The organism is Streptomyces caeruleatus (assembly GCF_001514235.1).
In the GTDB taxonomy this organism is placed as follows: Bacteria; Actinomycetota; Actinomycetes; order Streptomycetales; family Streptomycetaceae; genus Streptomyces; species Streptomyces caeruleatus.
Genome location: NZ_KQ948926.1, coordinates 114,882 through 136,650, shown reverse-complemented (window position 1 = coordinate 136,650; position 21,769 = coordinate 114,882). Strand labels below are relative to the sequence as shown.

At 71.1% G+C, this 21,769-nt stretch carries 15 protein-coding genes and 1 pseudogene; 9 read left to right on the top strand and 7 right to left on the bottom strand.

Annotation, left to right across the window (positions count from 1 at the left end; translation table 11 throughout):
• Positions 1-45: 45 nt before the first annotated feature.
• The 6 genes from AQJ67_RS09345 to AQJ67_RS09320 all read left to right on the top strand — a co-directional run bounded on the left by AQJ67_RS09345 (position 46) and on the right by AQJ67_RS09320 (position 9,882).
• Complete coding sequence (locus AQJ67_RS09345) at positions 46-5,190, top strand: type I polyketide synthase (RefSeq protein ID WP_062717627.1); 5,145 nt, start codon at positions 46-48, stop codon at positions 5,188-5,190.
• Positions 5,191-5,229: 39 nt separating this feature from the next.
• On the top strand, positions 5,230-6,423 hold the full coding sequence (locus AQJ67_RS09340) for a cytochrome P450 (protein WP_062717626.1): 1,194 nt from the start codon (positions 5,230-5,232) through the stop codon (positions 6,421-6,423).
• 129 nt (positions 6,424-6,552) lie between these two features.
• Complete coding sequence (locus tag AQJ67_RS09335) at positions 6,553-8,349, top strand: fatty acyl-AMP ligase (RefSeq protein WP_062717625.1); 1,797 nt, start codon at positions 6,553-6,555, stop codon at positions 8,347-8,349.
• Positions 8,346-8,594 carry an acyl carrier protein gene (locus AQJ67_RS09330; RefSeq protein WP_062717624.1) on the top strand — a complete coding sequence of 83 codons (249 nt, stop codon included), beginning with the start codon at positions 8,346-8,348 and terminating at the stop codon, positions 8,592-8,594. The genes AQJ67_RS09335 and AQJ67_RS09330 overlap by 4 nt, the downstream gene beginning before the upstream one ends.
• 35 nt (positions 8,595-8,629) lie before the next feature.
• A complete protein-coding gene (locus AQJ67_RS09325; protein ID WP_063807304.1) occupies positions 8,630-9,658 on the top strand; it encodes a beta-ketoacyl-ACP synthase 3 in 1,029 nt (342 codons plus the stop codon).
• Positions 9,655-9,882, top strand: coding sequence for a hypothetical protein (locus AQJ67_RS09320; protein WP_062717623.1), 228 nt, complete (start codon positions 9,655-9,657; stop codon positions 9,880-9,882). The genes AQJ67_RS09325 and AQJ67_RS09320 overlap by 4 nt, the downstream gene beginning before the upstream one ends.
• 69 nt (positions 9,883-9,951) lie before the next feature.
• On the opposite strand, the gene pyk is transcribed toward AQJ67_RS09320, so the two are convergent.
• From pyk to pta, 3 genes are all read right to left on the bottom strand, one after another.
• Positions 9,952-11,382: a pyruvate kinase gene (gene pyk, locus AQJ67_RS09315; protein ID WP_062717622.1), complete on the bottom strand. Its 1,431-nt coding sequence runs from the start codon at positions 11,380-11,382 to the stop codon at positions 9,952-9,954.
• A 94-nt stretch (positions 11,383-11,476) separates the two neighbouring features.
• Positions 11,477-12,688, bottom strand: a complete 1,212-nt coding sequence (locus tag AQJ67_RS09310; protein WP_062717621.1) for an acetate kinase — start codon at positions 12,686-12,688, stop codon at positions 11,477-11,479.
• Positions 12,685-14,787 carry a phosphate acetyltransferase gene (gene pta / locus AQJ67_RS09305; protein ID WP_062717620.1) on the bottom strand — a complete coding sequence of 701 codons (2,103 nt, stop codon included), beginning with the start codon at positions 14,785-14,787 and terminating at the stop codon, positions 12,685-12,687. Before pta ends, AQJ67_RS09310 begins: the two co-directional genes overlap by 4 nt.
• Positions 14,788-15,034: 247 nt before the next feature.
• On the opposite strand from pta, the gene AQJ67_RS09300 reads away from it, so the two are divergent.
• Positions 15,035-16,060, top strand: coding sequence for an ATP-dependent 6-phosphofructokinase (locus tag AQJ67_RS09300; RefSeq protein ID WP_062717619.1), 1,026 nt, complete (start codon positions 15,035-15,037; stop codon positions 16,058-16,060).
• A 53-nt stretch (positions 16,061-16,113) separates the two neighbouring features.
• Here the strand turns inward: AQJ67_RS09300 and AQJ67_RS09295 are convergent, their stop codons facing one another.
• Entirely contained in the window at positions 16,114-16,857 is a 744-nt protein-coding gene (locus tag AQJ67_RS09295; RefSeq protein ID WP_425264142.1) for a helix-turn-helix domain-containing protein, read from the bottom strand.
• Between the two features lie 403 nt (positions 16,858-17,260).
• Positions 17,261-17,665, bottom strand: a complete 405-nt coding sequence (locus AQJ67_RS09290) for an ABC transporter permease subunit (protein ID WP_279616884.1) — start codon at positions 17,663-17,665, stop codon at positions 17,261-17,263.
• Between the two features lie 73 nt (positions 17,666-17,738).
• Here AQJ67_RS09290 and AQJ67_RS47520 point away from each other — a divergent pair, with 73 nt between their 5' ends.
• Together AQJ67_RS47520 and AQJ67_RS09285 are read left to right on the top strand one after the other, a co-directional pair.
• On the top strand, positions 17,739-17,900 hold the full coding sequence (locus AQJ67_RS47520) for a toxin-antitoxin system HicB family antitoxin (protein WP_159058735.1): 162 nt from the start codon (positions 17,739-17,741) through the stop codon (positions 17,898-17,900).
• On the top strand, positions 17,897-19,105 hold the full coding sequence (locus AQJ67_RS09285; RefSeq protein ID WP_062717617.1) for an RNA-guided endonuclease InsQ/TnpB family protein: 1,209 nt from the start codon (positions 17,897-17,899) through the stop codon (positions 19,103-19,105). Before AQJ67_RS47520 ends, AQJ67_RS09285 begins: the two co-directional genes overlap by 4 nt.
• Positions 19,106-19,205: 100 nt before the next feature.
• Here the strand turns inward: AQJ67_RS09285 and AQJ67_RS50645 are convergent.
• Both AQJ67_RS50645 and AQJ67_RS09280 read right to left on the bottom strand, forming a co-directional pair.
• A pseudogene (locus AQJ67_RS50645) lies at positions 19,206-19,310 on the bottom strand (carbohydrate ABC transporter permease); the annotation flags it as partial.
• 384 nt (positions 19,311-19,694) lie between these two features.
• Complete coding sequence (locus tag AQJ67_RS09280) at positions 19,695-21,701, bottom strand: ATP-binding protein (protein WP_062717616.1); 2,007 nt, start codon at positions 21,699-21,701, stop codon at positions 19,695-19,697.
• Between the last annotated feature and the right edge of the window lie 68 nt (positions 21,702-21,769).

Genomic DNA, 21,769 nt, shown 5'->3' with positions numbered 1-21,769 from the left:
CACGCACACGCACACCACAACCATGCCCGGCACTGGGGGAATATCATGACAACAGCCACCAACGGCAGCACCGCACACGATCGTTCCGACCTGCTGCGCCGCGCCCTCGTCGAGCTGAAGACCGCACGCGCCGAGGCCGCCGAGGCCAAACGTGCTCTGACCGAGCCGATCGCTGTCGTGGGGGTGGGGTGCCGTTTTCCCGGTGCCGGTGCGGGAGTCGAGGGCTTCTGGGACCTGTTGACCGAGGGCCGGTCGGCGGTGCGGGAGGTGCCGGGAGACCGGTGGGACGTGGACGCGTTCTTCGACGCGGACCCCGACGCACCTGGAAGGACGTACGCACGCCACGGCGGATTCATCGACGGGGTGCGGGAGTTCGATGCGGGACTGTTCGGCATTCCGCCGCGGGAGGCGATGAGCGTCGATCCACAGCATCGGCTGGTGCTGGAGGTGGTGTGGGAGGCGCTGGAGCACGCCGGGATCGCGCCGGACTCGCTGCGGGGCAGCCGCACGGGTGTGTTCGTCGGGATGGGCGGCAGTGACTACGAGCGGTTGACGGCCTCGGGCGGTGATGTGGCCGGGCTGGACGGCTATACGGCGACGGGGGGCGCGCAGAACTTCGCCGCGAACCGGGTGTCGTATGTGCTGGGACTTGAAGGCCCGAGCCTGGTGGTGGACACGGCCTGCTCGTCCGCGTTGGTCGCCTTGCACCTGGCGTGCCAGGCGCTGCGCGCGGGTGAGTGCGACAGCGCCCTGGTCGGTGGGGTGAACCTGCTGTTGTCACCGGGGACGACGGTGACGTTGTCGAAGGCGCGGATGCTGTCGCCGGAGGGGCTCTGCAAGACCTTCGACGCCTCGGCGGACGGCTATGTGCGGGGTGAGGGCTGCGGCGTCGTGGTGCTGCGGCCGTTGTCCGAGGCCGTGCGGGACGGGCAGGACGTCCTGGCCGTGATCAGCGGTTCCGCCGTCAACCAGGACGGAAAGAGCTCGGGCCTCACCGTGCCCCGTGGTCCCGCCCAGCAGGATGTGGTGCGACGGGCGTTGGCGGTGGGCGGGGTGGCGCCTGCGGATGTGGGTTATGTGGAGGCGCACGGGACGGGCACGGCGCTCGGCGATCCGATCGAGGTGCGGGCGCTGGCCGGGGTGCTGGGCGCGGGGCGTGCGGCGGACCGGCCGGTGGTGCTGGGCTCGGTGAAGACGAACATCGGGCATCTGGAGGCGGCGGCGGGTATCGCGGGCCTGATCAAGACGGTTCTCACGGTGAATCGTGGGGTGATCCCGCCGCATCTGAACCTGTCCACCCCGAATCCGCTGGTGGCGTGGGACGAACTGCCGGTGACGGTGAAGACGGAGCTGACGCCCTGGGTGGAGGACCGGCGGGTGGCGGGGGTGTCCTCGTTCGGGTTCGGCGGCACCAACGCGCATGTCGTGCTGGAGTCCCCGCCCGCGCCCGCGCCCGTGACGGCTGACGAGGCCACGGATGAGCCTGCCGACGACGGTCCGGTGCTGGTGAAGGTGTCCGGCCGCAGCGAGGCCGCGCTGCGGGCGTCGGCGGGTCGACTGGCCGCGTTCGTGCGGGAGTCGGCCTCCCCTCTCGCGCTGCGTGAGGTCGCGTGGGCGGCCGGTGTCGGCCGGGCGGACCTGCCGCACAGGGCCGCCGTGGTGGCCGGCTCACCGACCGACCTCGCCGACGGGCTCAGCCGGATCGCCGAGGGCGGCCCTCTGCCCTCCGGCGTGGTCTCGGGCCGCCGCGACGAGACCGGCGCGCCCAGGATCGCCTTCCTGGCGCCGGGCCGGGAAGGCCCAGGGGTGCCGGCCGGCCTGTACGGGCGGATCGACGTGGTGACGGAGACGGTCGACGAGGTGTGCGAGGCCCTGGGCCTGAGGCCGTCGGCACTGACCGTCCCCGACACGGGGGCGCACGACGGTGACGCGCTCGCGTCCTACACCGGGGCGGTGGCTCTGGGGTCGTGGTGGAAGTCCGTCGGCGTGGCACCGGACGTCGTGGCCGGCCATGGTGCGGGCGCCTACGCGGCCGCCGCGCTCGCCGGAGTCCTCACCGTCGCCGACGGCGCCCGCCTCGTGGCCGCGGCCGACGACCAGGAGACGCTGGCGAAGGTGCTCGCCGACACCGAACTGCGGCTGCCCGAAGTCGAGTTCGTGTCGGACGCCACTGGCAAACCGGCCGGTGCCGAGGCGGCCACCGTCGACTACTGGCTGCGCCAGGCCGCCGATCCCGCCCCGTTCGAGGAGGTGCTGTGGGCCGCGCTGGGCATCCGGACCCGTGTCCTGGTCGAGCTGGGTCCGTCGGCCCCGTGGCCGGTGCTCGATGAACTGGCGGCGGAGGGCGGGCTGAGTCGCGTCGCCTCCGCGGCCCCCGCGGACACCGCGGCCGGTGCGCACCAGTGGCTGCTCCAGTCGCTGGCCCGCGTGTGGAGCGAGGGCGCCGACGTGGACTGGGCCCGGGTCAACGGCCCACGGCCCGCGCGGACACCCAAGCTGCCCACGTACCCCTTCCAGCGCCGTACGTACTGGATGCGGCCCCCCGCCCGGGACACCGCGGCGCAGCAGCCCGTCCCCGTCCCCGGCGACGCGGACGCGGCGCTGCGGCCCCGCGTCCTCAAGGCGGCCACCGGGGACACGATCGGCGAGACCCGGCTGTCGCTGTCCCTCCTGCCGTTCCTGGCGGAACACCGGGTGCACGACCGGCTCGTCGTGCCCGGCGTGGTCTACCTGGAACTGCTCCTGCGCTGCGCGGCGGAGGTCTTCGACGGCCCGGTGCGCGTCGAGGGCCTGGAGCTGTCCCGGCCGCTGGTGCTCGGCGACGCCGACCAGGCGACCGTCCAGGTCGTCATCGCTCCGGCCGCGTCCGGCCGGGCCCGCGCCCGGGTGTTCAGCGCGGACCCGAAGGGCGGCTGGCAGCAGCATCTGGCCGCCTTCGTCGTCGCGGACGACCCCGCCGGCCCCGAGGAGCCGGACACCGGTTCCCAGGGCACGGAGGTCGATCTCGCCGCCGTACGGGCGCGCTGCGCGGAGACCCTCGACAAGGACGCCTTCTACCGGCGGGCGTGGCACCCGTCCTTCCGGCTCGGCCCCAGCTTCCGGCTGGTCGAGGGCGCTTCGCGGGGGCCCGGAGTGGCGGTCGGCACCCTGGTCCAGCCCCGTCCGGACGCCGCTGGGATCACCGCGGGCATCCGGCCGGAACTGCTCCTGCTCGACGCCTGCGTGCAACTGGTGGCGGTGGCCGCGCACTCCGGGACCGCGGGGTGGGACGAACGGCCGGTACGGCTGGGCACCGGCTACCAGCGGATGACCGTGCACCGGGCGGTCGAGGACGCCGAACTCGAGTGCGCCGCCGTGGTGCGGGACACCGCGGACGGTTCGGTCATCGGTGACATCACGCTCACCACGCCGGACGGCACCCGGGTCGCCGAGCTGCTGGGCGTCTCGTTCCGCCCGGTCAGCCGGCAGATGCTGAGCCGGCTGACCGCCGAACGGGCCGTCGGCGGGGATGGACCGCAGGCGCCGGACGCGGCCTCCGCGCCGGGCCGCGAGGCGCTCCGCGCGGCGGACCCGGACCAGCGGCGGCGTCTCCTGCTCGACCACTTCGTACGGACACTGGCCGGCATCCTGGGCTCCCAGCCCGAGGAGGTGCACCCGGACACTCCGGTGGTCGACCTGGCCGACTCGCTCATGATGGCCGAGCTGCAGACCATGGTGGACCGGGATCTGGGCATCGCGATCCCGATGGAGATGATCTTCGACGGCAGCGGGCTGCGCAGTCTGGCCGCTTGGGCCGCCGAGGAGATGGACGGGACGGCGGATGCCGCCGACCTGGCGGACACCCCGGACACCGCGCACACCGCGGATACGGCGAGTGCCGGTGAGGCCGCGGAAGCCGCTGCCGCAGCCGCTGCCGAAGTGGCGGAGTCGGCACCCTCCGCCAAGCCCAAGCCCCAGCCCGTGCCCAAGCCCCGCCCACGCCGCCGGAAGATCATGACCGTCGAGCAGATGGCCGAACGGGCGTGGCTGGAGGAGTCGATCGCCGCCACCCTCCCGCCGGAGCCCGCGGCCACCGCGCCGGAGGCCACCCTGCTGACCGGCGCCACCGGATTCGTCGGTGCCTTCCTGCTCGCCGAACTGCTCGACCGTCGCCCCGGCGACGTCCTGTGCCTGGTCCGTGCCGACGACGAGGCGCATGCCCTGCGGCGGATCCTGGCCAACCTGGAAGCCTACGGCGTCGACCCGGGACCGCACCGGAACCGCATCGTGCCGCTCGTCGGCGACCTAGGCCGGCCGCTGCTCGGGCTGGACAGCGACGCGTTCACCGCACTCCACGCCCGGGTGGGCTCGATCATCCACTGCGGCGGCATGGTGAAGTGGACGTACCCCTACAGCGGTCTTGAGGACGCCAACGTCGGCGGCACCCGGGAGGTGCTGCGGCTGGCCACGGCCGGCGCGGCCCGGCCGGTGCACTTCATCTCCACCGTCGGTGTCTTCTCCTCCATCGACTACACCGCCGACCTGGTGCGGGAGAGCGAGGACCTGCACAGCAGCGGAGCGCTGGCGGTCGGCTACGCGCAGACCAAGTGGGTGGCCGAACAGATGGTCCGCACCGCCCACGAACGCGGCGTACCGGTCACCATCCACCGCATCAACACCGGTGGGCACAGCCGGACGGGCTCCTTCAACCGGCTCGACCACCTGAACATGATGCTCAAGGGATGCATCGAGGCCGGCATCGCACCGCAGGACGTGCGGATGCCGGTACAGCCCGCTCCGATCGACTACGTGGCCGCCGCCGTGGTGGAAGTGGCCGCCCGTCCCGAGCTGAGCGGCCGCACCTTCCACCTGGTCAACGACCGGCCGCTGAGCTGGGCGCAACTCTTCGACCACGTCGAGGAGTTCGGATACCCGCTGCGGCGGCTGCCGTTCGACGAGTGGAAGGAGCGGGTGACCAGCCGCAGTTCGGGGACCATGGCGCTCCTCGGCCTCGCCCCCTTCCTCAACGACACCGTCGACGACGTACGGCTGCCTCTGTCCGACTCGGCCGAGACCCGCTCGGCCCTCGACGGGACCGGGCCGGCCTGCCCGCCCCTGGACACCGAGCTGGTCCACACGTATCTGCGGCGATTCGTCGCCACCGGCTTCATCGACGCGCCGGCCCGGCCGGACGCGCCGGAACCGGCCTGAGCCGGACGCACCAGAGCACACTCTGACAGGAGTTCACGGATGACGACCCTGGCCATCGACCTCACCAGCCGCGAGTACCGCCTCAACCCCTGGCCGCTGTACGCCAGGCTGCGCGACGAGGCTCCCGTCCACCATGTGCCGGAGGGCGCCGCGGACGGATCGGACTTCTATGTGCTGAGCCGGTACGACGACGTCGCACTCGCGCTGAAGGACAAGAAGCTGTTCTCCTCCCAGATCCGGCGGGACGACTACATGAACCTGCCGATGCTGGTCAACCGGGACGCCCCGGAGCACACCCGGCTGCGCCACATGGCCAACCGCGCGTTCAACGCCCGCCTGGTCCGCACGCTCGGCGACTGGGTCCAGACCATCGTCGACGACCTGATGACCGACCTGCTCAGCCACGACCGGGTCGAGTTCGTCGAGGCGTTCACCACCTCGCTGCCGCTGCGCGTGGTCGGCGGCATGCTCGGCATCCCGCTGGACCGCAAGGCGGATCTGCGCCGCTGGTCACAGGCGGTGATGGACAGCTTCGCGGTGGCCGCGGGCATGGATCCCGACGAGGCACCCGGGTTCTTCGAGGACCTGATGGAGTTCGGGAACTACATGGGTGACCTGGCCGCCGAGCGCAAGGGCAAGCCCAACCGCGAGGACATCCTGGGCGAGCTGGTGGTCCAGCACGAGGCGGGCGACCTGACCCGGGACGAACTGGTCACCATGGCCTGGTCGTTCGTCGCCGCCGGGCACGAGACCACCATGAACCTCCTCGGCGGCGGCTTCCACCTGCTGCTGAGCGACCCGGAGGTGGCCAAGCGGATGGCTGCCGAACCCGAGCGCACCGGGGACTTCGCCGAGGAGTACCTGCGTCTGAACAGCCCCACCCAGTGGCTGCTGCGCCGCACCAAGCAGGACGTCGAACTGCACGGGTCCGTCATCCCCGAGGGCGCGTTGGTGCACGTGCTGCTCGGGGCGGCCAACCGCGACCCGCGCCACTTCCCCGACCCCGACACCTTCGACCTGGACCGTCCCAACAAGGGCGACCACATGGCCTTCGGCGCGGGCCCGCACTTCTGCCCCGGCGCCGCCCTGTCCCGGCTGCTCGCCGACCGTGCCTTCCACGCCTATTACGCCCACCTCGACCGGTTCTCGCTCGACCCCGAGGAGCCGGCTCAGTACCGAACGCGGCAGGGGTCGTACGGCATCGCGAAGATGAACGTCCTCGTGTCGCGGTGATGCCGCAACAGCCCGCACCGCCAAGCCATTCGGACAGCCCGGCCGCCGCCGGGTGACACAGACCACGGGGTTCACGTCATGACAACATATGCGACATCTATGGCATCAGCGGCATCTCAGGCGCCGTCCTTGACCACTTCGCAGCCGACATCGCTGCTGACGACGACCGTCCTGGACCGCCTCCAGCACTACGTCGACCAGCAGCCCACGGCGCCGGCGTTCACCTTCCTGAACGAAAGCGGCGGGGAGCAGCAGACCCTGACGTACGACGCGTTGCAGAGCACGGCGCACAGCATCGCGGCAGGGCTGCGCGCCAAGCTGGGGCGCGGAGACCGGGCGCTGCTGCTGCTTCCCGAGGGGCTGGACTTCGTTCCGGCGTTCCTGGGCTGCCTGCAGGCGGGGGTCATCGCCGTACCGGCGTACCCGCCGCTGCCCCTGCACTCCAAGCAGCGGCTGGAGACCCTGCGGTCCATCGTCGAGGACTGCCGGCCTTCCGCGGTGATCGTGGCCGTACCGCCGGAGCTGGTGGACGCGCTGCGCGGCGTGGTGCCGGAACTCGCGGACCTGTGGTGGACCACGGTGGCGGAGCTGTCCGCCACCGAGGCGTCCGGCGCCCCGGCCGACCACCGCCCCGGGCCCGACGACCTCGCCTTCCTGCAGTACACCTCCGGTTCCACGGCGCTGCCCAAGGGCGTGACGGTCACGCACCGGGCGCTCGCCTACAACGAGGAGATGATCCGCGAGGCCTTCGAGCACGACGAGGGCCTCACCGGTGTGGGCTGGCTGCCGCTCTTTCACGACATGGGCCTGATCGGCCATGTGGTGCAGCCGTTGTGGGTGGGCGGCCACTCGATCCTGATGTCGCCGCTGACCTTCATCAAGCATCCCGTCCGCTGGCTGCGGGCGATCTCCGACTACGGGGCCACCACCAGCGGCGCCCCCAACTTCGCCTACGACATGTGCGTCAACCGCATCCGTGAGGCGGACTGCGAGGGTCTGGACCTGAGCAGGTGGAAGGTCGCCTACACGGGCGCCGAACCGGTGCGGGACAGGACTCTGCGCGCCTTCGCCGAACGCTTCTCCGCGTACGGCTTCGACTCCGCCGCCTCCTACCCGTGCTACGGCCTCGCGGAGGCCACCTTGCTGGTGACCGGGGTCCGGGTGTCCGACGAGCCCACCCGGCTCACCGTGGACAACGAGGCCCTGAGCGCCGGGCGGGTGGTGCCGTCCGATGCCGGGAGCACCCTGGTCAGCAGCGGGGTCACCCGACTGGACCGCGAGGTCGTCATCGTCGACCCGGACACCGGTGAACGGGCCGATGCCGACCAGGTGGGCGAGATCTGGATCGGCGGGCCGGGCCTGCCCACCGGATACTGGGGCAACCCCGACGCCACCGAGGAGACCTTCGCCGCCAAGCCCGCCGGTGGCGGCGACGGCCCGTACCTGCGCTCGGGGGACCTGGGTTTCCTGTACGACGGAGAGCTGTACATCACCGGGCGCTGCAAGGACCTGATCATCATCGGCGGCCGCAACCACTATCCCCAGGACATCGAACTCACCGCGGAAGAGGCTCACTCGGCGCTGCGGTCCGGCTCCTCGGCGGCGTTCGCGGCCGATGACGGCGAGGCCGAGCGCGCGGTGATCGTGGTCGGCGCGGGGCAGGGCGCGGCCGGGCGGGACGCGGAGGCCGCCGCCAAGCGCGCCGAGATCGCCCGCTCGGTACGGACCGCCGTGGCCACCGTGCACGGAATCACCCTCGACGACGTCGTCGTGGTCAGTCCGAAGACGGTCCCGCGGACCTCCAGCGGCAAGGTGCAGCGCGGCGCCTGCCGGGCCGCCTACCTGCGCGGGGAGTACGCCTACGAGACCGCCGAACCCGCCGGGGAGGCGCCCCGGGAATCCACCGAGCCGAAGGACGCACCGTGACCACGAAGCATCTGACCCAGCGACAGGTGAGGACCTGGATGGTTCGCCGGGTGGCGGAACTTCTCAAGGTCGCCCCCGAGGCCGTCTCCCCGCAGGCCGTCTTCGGCGAACTGGGCCTTTCCTCTCTTCAGGCGGTGCAACTGGCCGCGGAACTTGAGGAGTTCACCGGTCGGCAGATATCCGCCACGGTGGTCTACGAGTACCCCACGATCGAGGAAGCCGCGGCGTATGCCGCCGGTGCGTGACCGGCTCCGACACGACCGCAGCGAGGAGACTCCCCATGGAATTCAGCCCTGTTCCCGGGGCGCGGATCGTCGCGTTGGGCCACTACCTCCCGGCCACCGTGCTGCCCACCGAAGTCGCCGCCGAGCGGCTCGCCGTGGACGCGGAGTGGATCGTGGCCCGTACCGGGATCCGGGAACGCCGGCTGGCGGACCCGGACGAGACGGTCGCCGACATGGCGACGAGCGCGGCGCGGGAAGCGCTCGCCAAGCTGTCCGCGGATCCCCACCACGCCCGTCGGGCCGGTGAGATCGACACGGTGATCGTGGCGACGTCCAGCGCGGAGTCGACCATGCCCACCACCGCGGCCCGGGTCGCCGCCCGGCTCGGGCTGGCGCATCCGGCGGCGTTCGACCTCAACAACGCCTGCGCCGGCTTCTGTCACGCCCTGGCGGTGGCCGATGCGCTGATCAGGGCCGGCACCAGTCGCGGAGCGCTGGTGATCGGTGCCGACAAGGCCAGCGCCTGGCTGGACTGGGAGGACCGGAACACGGCCATCCTGTTCGCGGACGGTGCCGGTGCGGCCGTGGTGCTGCCGCACGAGCGCCGGGACATCGGGCCGGTGCGGTGGGGCAGCGTGGGGGAGCGGGCGGACCTCATCGCCATCGACCCCGTGACCCGGGTGCTGCGCCAGGACGGCCGGGCGGTCTACCGCTGGGCCACCGGGCTGGGCGGCACGGCCCAGGAGATCTGCGACAGCGTCGGAATCAAGCCCGGTGACCTGGCTGCCTTCGTTCCCCACCAGGCCAATCTGCGCATCGTCGACGCACTCGCCCGGCACCTGAAGCTGGACGGCGTACCGGTGGCCACCGACGTGGTGGACACCGGCAACACGATGGCCGCGACGATCCCGATCGCGCTGTCCCGCATGACCGGCAGCCCGGAGACCGACGTGCGGGGCAACGTGCTGCTGTTCGGCTTCGGTGCCGGGCTGGCGTACGCCGGGCAGGTCGTCCATCTGGATCTGGCGTCCGAGTCCCCGGCGGCGCCGCCCGGGGAGGTAGCCGCGGGGGGAGGAGCGCCGTGACCGGGCCTCCCGCACCCCGGCTGGGCCGCGCCGAAGGCCTGCCCGTATGTCAGACGGACGACCAGGTTCCACAGCGTCAGGCGGCACAGCGTCAGGCCCCACAGCATCAGGCGGTACAGCGTCAGGCTCAGGACGAACTGGATCAGCACGACCACGCCGTGGTCCGCGCCCTGCTCACGTTCGCCCGCGGCCTGCCCGCCGGCGGCTGGGCTGCCGACGGCTGAGTGACCGGGGGCTGGAACGGGGCGGCTGTCGCCCCGTTCCAGCCCCCGACCCATGGAGACAGGGCCCGCTCAGACCCGTGCGCCGCCGCCGAGGTGGTGGACGCGGACCATGTTGGTGGTGCCGGGGACGCCGGGCGGGGAGCCGGCGGTGATGACCACGATGTCGCCCTCGGCGAAGAGGCCGAGCTTGACGATCTCCTGGTCCACCAGGTCGACCATCTCGTCGGTGCTGTTCACGAACGGCACGACGTGCGGCTCGACGCCCCAGCTGAGGGTCATCTGGTTGCGGGTGGACTCGTCCGTGGTGAACGCGATGATCTGCTGGGCGGCGCGATAGCGGCTCAGCCGGCGGGCGGTGTCGCCGGACTGGGTGAAGGCGACCAGGCCCTTGCCGCCGAGGAAGTCGGCGATCTCGCAGGCCGCGCGGGCGACCGAACCGCCCTGCGTGCGCGGCTTCTTGCCGGGGACCAGCGGCTGCAGGCCCTTGCTCAGCAGCTCCTGCTCGGCCGCGGCGACGATCTTCGACATCGTGCGGACGGTCTCGATCGGGTACGCGCCGACCGAGGACTCCGCCGACAGCATGACCGCGTCCGCGCCGTCCAGGATCGCGTTGGCCACGTCGGAGGCCTCGGCGCGGGTCGGCCGGGAGTTGGTGATCATCGACTCCATCATCTGGGTCGCCACGATCACCGGCTTGGCGTTGCGACGGCACAGCTCGATGAGCCGCTTCTGCACCATCGGGACCTTCTCGAGGGGGTATTCGACGGCGAGGTCACCACGGGCGACCATCACGGCGTCGAACGCCATCACGACGTCCTCCATGTTCGCCACCGCCTGCGGCTTCTCCACCTTGGCGATGACGGGGACGCGGCGGCCCTCCTCGTCCATCACCTTGTGGACGTCCTGCACGTCGTGGGCGTCCCGGACAAAGGACAGCGCGACCATGTCGCAGCCCATGCGCAGCGCGAAACGGAGGTCCTCGACGTCCTTCTCGCTCAGCGCCGGCACGTTCACCGCCGCGCCGGGCAGGTTGATGCCCTTGTGGTCGGAGACGACACCGCCCTCGATGACGATCGTCTTCACCCGGGGGCCGTCGACCTCGGTGACCTTCAGCTCGACGTTGCCGTCGTTGATGAGGACCTGGTCGCCCTTGGTGACATCGCCCGGCAGGCCCTTGTAGGTGGTCCCGCAGATCTGCTTGTCACCCGGGACGTCCTCGGTCGTGATGACGAACTCGTCACCGCGCTCCAGCTCCACCGGGCCCTCGGCGAAGGTCTCCAGGCGGATCTTGGGGCCCTGGAGGTCGGCGAGCACACCGATGGCCCGGCCGGTCTCCTCGGCGGCGGCGCGCAGGCGCTCGTACCGCCCCTGGTGGTCTTCGTGCGTTCCGTGGCTGAAGTTGAAGCGGGCCACATTCATGCCGGCCTCGATCAGCGAGACAAGCTGCTCATGGGAGTCGACCGCGGGGCCGAGAGTACAGACGATTTTCGAACGGCGCATGGGACGATCCTATCGGTTTGTTTCGCCGCGGAATATTCCGTCTGGCGGAAGATACAAATGAGCTTCGTATTGCTCAGCCGTGTTACTCGGCCGTTTAGACGTTCTCCCCGAGCAACGCGTAGGTCTGCGTCGCGATCTCCAGTTCTTCATCCGTCGGCACCACCGCGACCGCCACCCGCGCGCCCGCCGGCGAGATCAGCCGCGGCCCGTCACCGCGGACGGCGTTCAGCTCGGGGTCCACCGCGAGGCCCAGCTGCTCCAGGCCCGCCACGGCGGCTTCCCGCACCGGCGCCGCGTTCTCGCCGACCCCGGCCGTGAACGCGACGGCGTCCACCCGGCCGAGCACCGCGTAATAGGCGCCGATGTACTTCTTCAGCCGGTGAATGTAGATGTCGAAGGCCAATCGGGCCCGCTCGTCACCCTCGTCGATCCGCCGGCGGATCTCTCGCATGTCGTTGTCGCCGCACAGGCCGATCAATCCGCTCTTCTTGTTGAGAAGAGTGTCGATTTCCGCGATGGACATTCCGCCAACACGCGCCAAATGGAAGATGACGGCGGGATCCGTGTCTCCGGAGCGCGTACCCATCACAAGCCCCTCCAAAGGCGTTAGCCCCATGGAGGTGTCCACGCAGCGACCGCCCCGTACGGCCGACGCGGACGCCCCGTTGCCCAGGTGCAGCACGATGACGTTCACGTCCTCGGGCGCCTTGCACAGCAGCTCGGCGGTGGCGCGGGAGACATACGCGTGCGAGGTGCCGTGGAAGCCGTACCGGCGGATCCGGTGCGCGTCGGCGGTCTCGACGTCGATGGCGTAGCGGGCGGCCGACTCCGGCATCGTCGTGTGGAACGCGGTGTCGAAGACGGCGACCTGGGGCAGGTCCGGGCGCAGCGCCTGCGCCGTGCGGATACCGGTCAGGTTGGCCGGGTTGTGCAGCGGTGCCACCGGGATCAGCCGCTCGATCTCAGCGAGGACGGCGTCGTCGATGACGGTCGGCTCGGTGAACCGCTTGCCGCCGTGCACCACCCGGTGTCCGATCGCGGCCAGCTCGGGCGAGTCCAGGCCGAGCCCGTCCTTGGCGAGCTCGGCCGACACCGCCTTCAGGGCGGCCTCGTGGTCGGCGATGGGCGCGGTCCACTCGCGGCTCTCGCCGCCGGCCGCCAGCGGGGTGTGCTTGAGCCGGGAGGTCTCCTCGCCGATGCGCTCGACGAGGCCCGTGGCCAGCCGGTTGCCGCCCTCCATGTCGAGCAGCTGGTACTTCACCGACGAGGAGCCGGAGTTCAGGACGAGGACGCGGGACGGACTCACTGGGCGGTGGCCTTCTCGTGGAGGGACGGGGCGGGGGACTGGGCCTGGATCGCGGTGATGGCGACGGTGTTGACGATGTCCTGGACGAGGGCGCCCCGGGACAGGTCGTTCACCGGCTTGCGCAGACCCTGGAGCACCGGGCCGACGGCGATGGCGCCGGCCGAGCGCTGGACGGCCTTGTAGGTGTTGTTGCCGGTGTTGAGGTCGGGGAAGATCAGCACGCTGGCCTGGCCGGCGACGTCGGACTCCGGCAGCTTGGTCGCGGCGACCGACGGCTCCACCGCCGCGTCGTACTGGATCGGCCCCTCGATCTTCAGGTCGGGCCGCCGCTCACGCACCAGCTCGGTGGCCTCGCGCACCTTGTCGACGTCGGCGCCCGAACCCGACGTACCCGTCGAGTACGACAGCATCGCGATCCGCGGCTCCACACCGAACTGCTCGGCGGTGGCCGCCGCCTGGATGGCGATGTCGGCCAGCTGCACGGCGTTCGGGTCGGGGTTCACGGCGCAGTCGCCGTAGACGAGGACCTTGTCGGCGAGGCACATGAAGAAGACGGACGAGACGATGTCGGCGTCCGGCTTGGTCTTGATGATCTCGAAGGCCGGGCGGATCGTCGCGGCCGTGGAGTGCACGGACCCCGAGACCATGCCGTCCGCGAGGCCCTCCTGCACCATCAGCGTGCCGAAGTAGTTCACATCGGAGACGACGTCGTACGCCAGCTCCACCGTGACCCCCTTGTGGGCGCGCAGCTGCGCGTACTTCTCGGCGAAGGTGTCGCGCAGCTCGCTGGTGGCCGGGTCGATCAGCTGGCAGTCGCCCAGGTCGATACCGAGGTCGGCGGCCTGCTTGCGGATCCGGTCGACCGGGCCGAGGAGCGTGAGGTCGCAGACGTCGCGGCGCAGCAGCACCTCGGCGGCGTGCAGCACGCGCGGCTCGGTGCCCTCGGGCAGCACGATGCGGCGCATGTTCGAGCGGGCCCGCTCCAGCAGCTTGTGCTCGAACATCATCGGCGTGACCCGGTCGCTGCTCGGCGCCGAGAGCCGCTTCAGCAGCTCACCGGTGTCGACGTAGCGCTCGAACAGACCGAGCGCGGTCTCCGCCTTGCGCGGGGTGACCGCGCTCAACTTCCCCTCCAGCGAGAAGAGCTGCTCGGCGGTGGGGAAGCTGTAGCCCGGCACCGAGAGCACCGGGGTGCCCGGGGCGAGCCGGGCCGCGAGGGTGAGGACCTCGTCGCCGGGCCGCTCGTCCAGGGTGAGCAGCACACCGGCGATCGGCGGGGTGCCGGCGCTGTGCGCGGCCAGCGAGCCCACGACCAGATCGGCCCGGTCGCCCGGCGTGACGACCAGACAGCCCGGGGTCAGCGCGGTCAGGAAGTTCGGCAGCATCGCACCGCCGAAGACGAAGCCCAGGGCGTCGCGCGCGAGCCCCGAGTCGTCGCCGAGCAGGACCTTCGCGTCCAGGGACTGGGCGATCTGCGAGACGGTCGGCGCGGCCAGCGCGGGCTCGTCCGGGACGACGTAGCAGGGCACCGGCAGCCGCGACCCGAGCCGCTCGGAGATCTCGTCCCGGTCGTCCCGGGCGACCCGGTTGGCGACCATGGCGAGCACGTCACAGCCCAGGTTCTCGTACGCCCGGTAGGCGTTGCGCGTCTCGGCCAGCACCGACTCGGCGGCCTGCCCCCGCCCGCCGACGACGGGTATGACGCTCGCGCCGAACTCGTTGGCGAGCCGGGCGTTCAGGGACAGCTCGTCCGGGAGCTGGGTGTCGGCGAAGTCGGTGCCGAGGACCAGCACGAACTCGTAGTCGCGGGCGACCGCGTGGAACCGGTCGACCAGCGTGGACACCAGCTCGTCCGTCCCGCGCTCGGCCTGGAGGGCGGACGCCTCGTGGTAGTCCATGCCGTACACCGTCGCCGGGTCCTGGGAGAGGCGATAACGGGAGCGCAGCAGCTCGAACAGACGGTCGGGGACGTGGTGGACGAGCGGCCGGAACACCCCCACCCGGTCGACCTGTCGGGTCAGGAGCTCCATGACCCCCAGTTCGACGACCTGCCGGCCGTCGCCGCGGTCGATACCGGTCACGTACACGCTGCGCGTCACGCGTGCTCTCCGTTTCGTCTGTCGTCCGTCGTTCTCGTCGAGCGTCGACTGTCGGTCGTCGCCGCTCGTCGCCTCGGGTGTCCTCGTGGGCGTCGCGAAATCGCCCAGTGGGGTGAGCGAAACCCTCTTGACAATACCCTTGGCGGTGGATAAGGCGCCCGTCAGTAGGGGAGCGACATCGTCCTCGCGGACGTGAAACAATCGGACTGGCTCACCGGTATCAACAGCGAGCAGGAGACACAGCACGATGCGCATCGGAGTTCTCACCGCAGGCGGCGACTGCCCCGGCCTGAACGCCGTGATCCGGTCGGTCGTGCACCGAGCGGTCGCGCAGTACGGCGACGAGGTGATCGGCTTCGAGGACGGGTACGCGGGCCTGCTGGACGGCCACTACCGCGGCCTCGACCTGGAGGCCGTCAGCGGCATCCTGGCCCGCGGCGGCACCATCCTGGGCTCGTCCCGCCTGGAGCGCGACCGGCTGCGCGAGGCCTGCGAGAGCGCCGTCGACATCGCCCGTGACTTCGGCATCGACGCGCTGATCCCGATCGGCGGCGAGGGCACCCTGACGGCGGCCCGCATGCTGTCCGACGCCGGGCTGCCGGTGGTCGGCGTACCGAAGACGATCGACAACGACATCTCCTCGACGGACCGCACCTTCGGCTTCGACACGGCCGTCGGCGTCGCCACCGAGGCCATGGACCGCCTGAAGACCACGGCGGAATCGCACCAGCGCGTGATGGTCGTGGAGGTCATGGGCCGTCACGCCGGCTGGATCGCCCTGGAGTCCGGCATGGCGGCCGGCGCGCACGGCATCTGCCTGCCCGAGCGCCCCTTCGACCCCGCCGACCTGGTCAAGATGGTCGAGGAGCGCTTCTCCCGCGGCAAGAAGTTCGCCGTGATCTGCGTCGCCGAGGGCGCCCACCCCGCCGACGGAAGCATGGACTACGGCAAGGGCGCGATCGACCAGTACGGCCACGAGCGCTTCCAGGGCATCGGCACGGCCCTCGCCTTCGAACTGGAGCGCCGCCTCGGCAAGGAGGCCAAGCCGGTCATCCTCGGCCACGTCCAGCGCGGCGGCGTGCCCACCGCGTACGACCGCGTCCTGGCCACCCGCTTCGGCTGGCACGCCGTGGAGGCCGCGCACCGGGGCGACTTCGGCAGGATGACCGCCCTGCGCGGGACCGACATCGTGATGGTGCCGCTCGCGGAGGCCGTGACCGAGCTGAAGACGGTGCCCAAGGACCGGATGGACGAGGCGGAGTCCGTCTTCTAGGACTGTTCAGTTCAAGCCGCACCCGCGGACCGGCCACTGAGGAGTCGGCCGGTTCAGGCGGTGGCGCCCCCGACCGTCGCCCAGAAGTGCTCCACGATCCGGTCCATGAACTCGCGGCCGGCCGCACTGGACTCGCTGCCCCCGCCGCCCCAGCTGAGCGTGGCGGTCATCTGCCCCTGGTAGTTCTGGTGCAGCTCCTGGAGGGCGTCCTCCAGCAGCCGCCGGTCCAGGGGCACCATCCTGCCGACCGGGCGGACGTACGCCTGCCAGCGCGTCGTCACGGCACTGCGCAGCAGCTCGGCGAGGGCCTTGTCACGGCCGGTCACGGTGATGAGGTCCGGGACCGTCAGACCGAGGACGTCGGCGAGGGCGGCGGACTGGCGGTCGTTGCCCTGCCAGTCGTCGTTCTCCTCCATGCGCAGGTACGCGACGAGGTCGTGCCCCACGGTGCGCGCCACGTCCTCCGGCGCGAGGCCCCGGGCGAGCCGGTGTTCGCGCAACGTCCGCGGCTTGCCCAGCAACTCGCTGGGCGAGCACCACAGCACACCCGCGAGGGCGGTGAGTTCGCTGTTGTCGGGGGAGGCGATCTCCCGTTCCCAGGCGACCACGAGGTCCTGGGTGACGTAGGGCAGTCCGTACGACGCGCGCATCCCGTAGGCGACGTGCTCGGGCCCCATGTTGAGGGCGGCACGGAGCCTGCGGGCGGCGGGGGCGTTGAACGGGGGAGTGGGTGGGGTTCGGCGGCTGGAGCGGTTGGGCTGGTTCGGTTGGGCTTGGGGTCGGCGCACGGGCCACAACGTAGGCCGGGCCGGGTGGCGTGACTACGGTCTGTTCGGCCAGGATTACGGATTGTATGAAGCTACGGCTACTGACGGGTTCGTTGACGGGCGAGATCGTTTGCGGTGCGGGCCGGGTGGCACTGCGGGTGCCGTGCGAACGGAGTCGAGGCGCGGTCGGCCGCCGGTGACGTGCGGTGAACGGCAAGGTCAGGCGGCATATTCGCGAGCGCTTTCTGTCGTCGATCTCCTTCCGGCTCGCGGCGCCGGTCGCGGCGGGAGTGAAGCGGGGGTCGACTGTGCGTGCGGGAGTCGAAGACGAGTGCGTCAACGGGGGACGGTCCGACGGGTCCGACGGGTCGGACGGCGGGGGTGGCGCGCGGCTCGATCCCGACGGTGCGACACGGCCCGCCCCGCCGCGCGATCACCCCTTCACCGCCCCGCTCAACGCGAACCCGCCCCCCAGTCGCCGGGCCACCAGCAGGTACAGCAGGATCACCGGCGTCGAGTAGATGATCGAGAACGCCGCCAGCTGCCCGTACACCACGGTCCCGCGGTTCCCGAAGAACTCGTTGATGCTCACGGCCGCCGGCATCTGGTCCGGGGTGAGCAGCAGCATGAAGGGAACGAAGAAGTTCCCCCACATCATCACGAACGAGAACACCGTCACCACCGCCACCCCCGGCCCCATCAGCGGCAGCACCACCCGCACCAGCGACTGGAGCGACGACGCCCCGTCCGTCCAGGCGGCCTCCTCCAGCTCCTTCGGCGCGCCCTGTCCAGCAGATCTCCTGGCAAGGGGACTACCGGCTTTGGCTGGTGGGGGAATTGTTTCTCAGCGCTGCTCCGGCCTCGACTGTGCACGGGTTCGCAGCGCATCGCGAAATGGTAGCATCTTGGTTGTGGCGAGAGGTGATCGCCGGGAGTCGTTGAACCTACGCGTCTCACCGGACCTGAAGCGGCAGATCGAGGCATACGCCGAGCGCGTGGGCATCTCGATCAACGCCGCCGCCTGTGTGCTACTCGCCGAGGGGCTCCGCGCCGAGCGGAGGCGTGATCGGTGATCCGCGCGTACAGGTTCCTCCTGCGCCCAACGGCCCGTCAGGCGGTCGCGCTGGGCGAGATGCTGCGGGATCACTGCTCGCTCTACAACGGTGCGCTGCAGGAGCGCCGGGACGCCTACCGGCACGTCTCGAAGACCACCGTCCGCTACGGCGCCCAGTCCGCCCAGCTAAAAGCCATCCGGACGTTCGACCCGGAGCGTCAGGGCCGCTGGTCGTTCTCCTCCCAGCAGGCCACCCTGCGCCGTCTCGACAAGGCATTCCAAGCGTTCTTCCGCCGGGTAAAGGCCGGGCAGACGCCGGGCTACCCGCGCTTCAAGGGCGTCGGGCACTTCGATACCGTCACCTTCCCGAAGGACGGCGACGGCTGCCGCTGGGATTCCACCCCGCACGACCGGCAGACCCGCGTGCGCCTCCAAAACATCGGACACGTCCGAGTGCACCAGCACCGGCCTGTACAGGGCCGCGTCAAGACGATCAGCGTGAAGCGCGAGGGAACCCGCTGGTACGTCGTCCTCTCCTGTGACGAGGTCCCCGTCGAGCCGCTTGCGGCCACCGGGTCGGTCGTGGGCATCGACATGGGCGTCGCTCACCTCCTGACCACATCGGACGGCGAGCACCTCGCGAACCCGCACTTCCTCGCGACGATGGCCGATGAACTGGCCGAGGCGCAGCGGCATCTCGCGACGTTTCCGAAGCGGACCCGCCAGCGCACCAAGAAGCATCGCGCTGCGGCCCGGAAGGTCGCCAAGCTGCACGCCAAGATCCGCAGGCAGCGCGCCGACTTCCACCACAAGACCGCGCTCGCTCTCGTGCGCGACCACGACGTCATCGCACACGAGCGACTCGACACGGCGGGCATGACCAAAGCGCCCGCACACAAGGCCGATCCGGACACGCCCGGCAGCTTCCTGCCCAACGGCGCCGCCGCGAAAGCCGGGCTCAACCGAAGCATCCTCGACGCGGGTTGGGCGCAGTTCCTCGGAATCCTGGCGAACAAGGCTGAGAGTGCCGGTCGCCTGACGGTTCCCGTGGATGCGCGCAACACCTCCCGCACGTGTCCCGGCTGCGGGCACGTGGCCACGGGGAACCGCGTCACTCAAACAAGGTTCCAGTGCACGGCGTGTGGGTTCGCGGCGAACGCGGACCACGTCGGTGCGACGAACGTCCTCAACAGGGCCGGGCTGGCCCTCTGCAACGTGGCCTAGTCACCGACGCAGGAAGCCCGCACGTTCACGCGTGGGTGGAGTCACGAAGTTCTTCATCAGCCAGGTCCAGGTCCAGGGCCAGGCCCAGGCCAGGCCCCAGCAGTTGAGAGGCAGCGAAGAAGAAGATCGTGCCCTGCATGCTGTCGATCAGGTTCACCCGCACGAACAACGCATACACCGGCATCATGATCGCCGCGATCGGCAGGTCACGCCCTCCAGGAGCTTCAGCCGGAGGTTCACGTTCGTGTCCAGCCAGGACAGGATCACTCATACCTGCGGGGAGAAGAACGCGGCGGTCACCGCCAGCAGGCCCGCGTCGGTGGCCAGGCAATGAGTGGTCTTGGGGGAGGCGAGAGTCCGAGGCACGGCGGTCAGGCCTCCGTTCGCAGCAGACGCAGATAGAGGCCGCCCTTCGTTATCACCCAGATCAGGCTGGGCTGGAGGGTGACGAGCATCAGGTTCGTGCCGACGGAGCGGCGGATCATCGGGAGCGTGATGGGGAGTGGGGGTTCGGGGAGGCTCGGGAGCCTGGGGGTGGGACGCGGATGTGGGCGGTGGTGCCTTGGCGGGGGGCTCGGGGGTATGCGGGTTAGATCTCGGTCTCGTTGAGTTCGGTGGCTCGGGTGTGGGCTTGGGTGGCTTCGGTGGGGGCGTTGGCGCGGGTGTAGGCGTCGGCGGCCTGGAGCCAGAGAGTGTGGGCGTGGGCGGGGCGGTTGGCGTGCTCGTGGGCGCGGGCCAGATTTCGGAGGTTCTGGCCCGCCCCGTACCAGTCCTCGAACTCCCGGCAGACTTCCAAGCCCTTGCCGTACGCCTCGATCGCCTCCGCTGCCCGGCCCGCCTTCCGCAGGGCGACGCCGAGGTTGCCCCACGCGGTGGCCTCGCGGTGGCGGTGCTCGGCGGCCCGACACAGGTCAAGGTCGCGAGTGTGGGCCTCGATCGCCTCCTCTACCCGGCCCGCCTCCTGCAAGGCGAGGCCGAGGTTGTTCCACGCGCTGGCCTCGCCGTGGCGGTTCCCGGCAGCTTGGCACAGGTCGAGAGCACGGGTGTGGGCGTCGATCGCCTCCTCCACCCGGCCCGCCTCCCGCAGAGCGCTGCCGAGGTTGTTCCACGCCGCGGCCTCGCCGTGGCGGTCCTCGGCAGCCTGGAACAGGTCGCGGGCGCGGGTGTGGGCGTCGATCGCCTCCTCTACCCGGCCCGCTTCCCGCAGGGCGGCGCCGAGGTTGTTCCACGCCCTGGCCTCGTTATGGCGGTCCCCCGCGCGATATGAGGCCTCCTGAGCAGCACGCATGACGGTGATCCAGTCATCGAAGTACCGCCGCCAGTCGAGATACGTCCCAAGGCACAGCGCCAGCCGCACCGCCGTGTCCGCGTGCCGCTCCTCACGCGCCCACAACGCCGCCGCCACCAGCCCGGCCCGCTCGGAGTCCAGCCACGCCAACGCCTGCCCCCGGTCCGCGAACCGCTCCGGCTCCCTACTCCCCGGCCACCACCGCAACCGGTCATCAGCCGCATCCGCCCACCGGTAATAGAACGCCAGCACCCGCTCCCGCGCGGCCTCCCCCTCCTCCCGCAGCCCCGCATCCCCGGCCACCACACCCGCCCCGAACCCCCGCACCAGGTCATGCAACCGCCACCGCAACCCGGAAGCCGATCCCACGCCGTCCTGGACCGGCGAGACGAGATGCGTGGCGGCCAGGTCCTCCAGCAGGGACAGCGTGGCCTCCGTGTCCAGGTCGGCCAGGGCGGCCACGGCCTCGGTTCCGGTCTCCGCGCCGGGGGCGAGGGCGAGCAGACGCAGCAGCCGGGCCTGGTCGGGTGGCAGGCGGCGGTACGAGGTCTCCAGCACGGGCCGCAGGAGGAGCGAGCGGCCGTACACATCCGTGCCTGAACTGCCGTTGTCGAGTACGGCGGCCGGGTCCGCGCCCTTCCCGATCTCGGCCACCAGCGAGGCGATGCCCCGGTGGCGGCGTCGTCGCAGCATCGCGCCGGCGATCTGGAGGGCTAGGGGCAAGTGGCCGCAGAGGGCGGTGAGTTCGCGGAGAGCGGTCGGCTCCCGCGCCGGGCGGTCGTCCCGCTCGTCGGCCTCATGGAGAGCGCGTGTCACGAGGGCGGCGGACTCGTCCGGATCGAGTACTTCGAGGTCGATGACGCGTAAGGGGAGGGCGTCCGGGCGGTCCCGGGACGTGATCAGCACTCCGTGGTGGGCCGTGCCGGGCAGCAGTGGCAGGTACTGGGACGGGGTCGAGACGTTGTCCAGGACCAGGAGCGTCCGGTCCTGCCGCTCGGCCAGGAGGGCGCGGTACGTGTCGTACTGGCGCGCCGTCGTCGGAGGGAGGTCCGGGCCGTGGACGCCGAGCGCGTCGAGCAGGGCCAGGACCGCCTGGTCCGCCGTGACCGGGTTGTCGTCGTAGCCGCGCAGGTCCACGAAGAGGGTCCCGCCGGGAAACCAGCCTTTCGCCAGGGCCCGGTGTGCCGCCTCCACCGCCAGCGCGGTCTTGCCGATGCCGCCCATGCCGGTGACGGCGGAGATGAGGAGAGGGAGCGTGGCGGCCTCGGTGTTCGCGGCGGGCGCGAGACGCGGTAGCAGGCGGTCCATCTCCGCCGATCGGCCGGTGAAGCCGAGTGGTCGGGGCGGGAGTGTGGTGGTCGCGACCGGAACCGGGC

Coding starts and splice junctions, on each gene's coding strand:
- AQJ67_RS09300 (WP_062717619.1), top strand. CDS start 15,035: ATGCGCATCGGAGTTCTCACCGCAGGCGGCGACTGCCCCGGCCTGAAC.
- AQJ67_RS09325 (WP_063807304.1), top strand. CDS start 8,630: ATGGAATTCAGCCCTGTTCCCGGGGCGCGGATCGTCGCGTTGGGCCAC.
- AQJ67_RS09345 (WP_062717627.1), top strand. CDS start 46: ATGACAACAGCCACCAACGGCAGCACCGCACACGATCGTTCCGACCTG.
- AQJ67_RS09280 (WP_062717616.1), bottom strand. CDS start 21,701: ATGGACCGCCTGCTACCGCGTCTCGCGCCCGCCGCGAACACCGAGGCC.
- pyk (WP_062717622.1), bottom strand. CDS start 11,382: ATGCGCCGTTCGAAAATCGTCTGTACTCTCGGCCCCGCGGTCGACTCC.
- AQJ67_RS09340 (WP_062717626.1), top strand. CDS start 5,230: ATGACGACCCTGGCCATCGACCTCACCAGCCGCGAGTACCGCCTCAAC.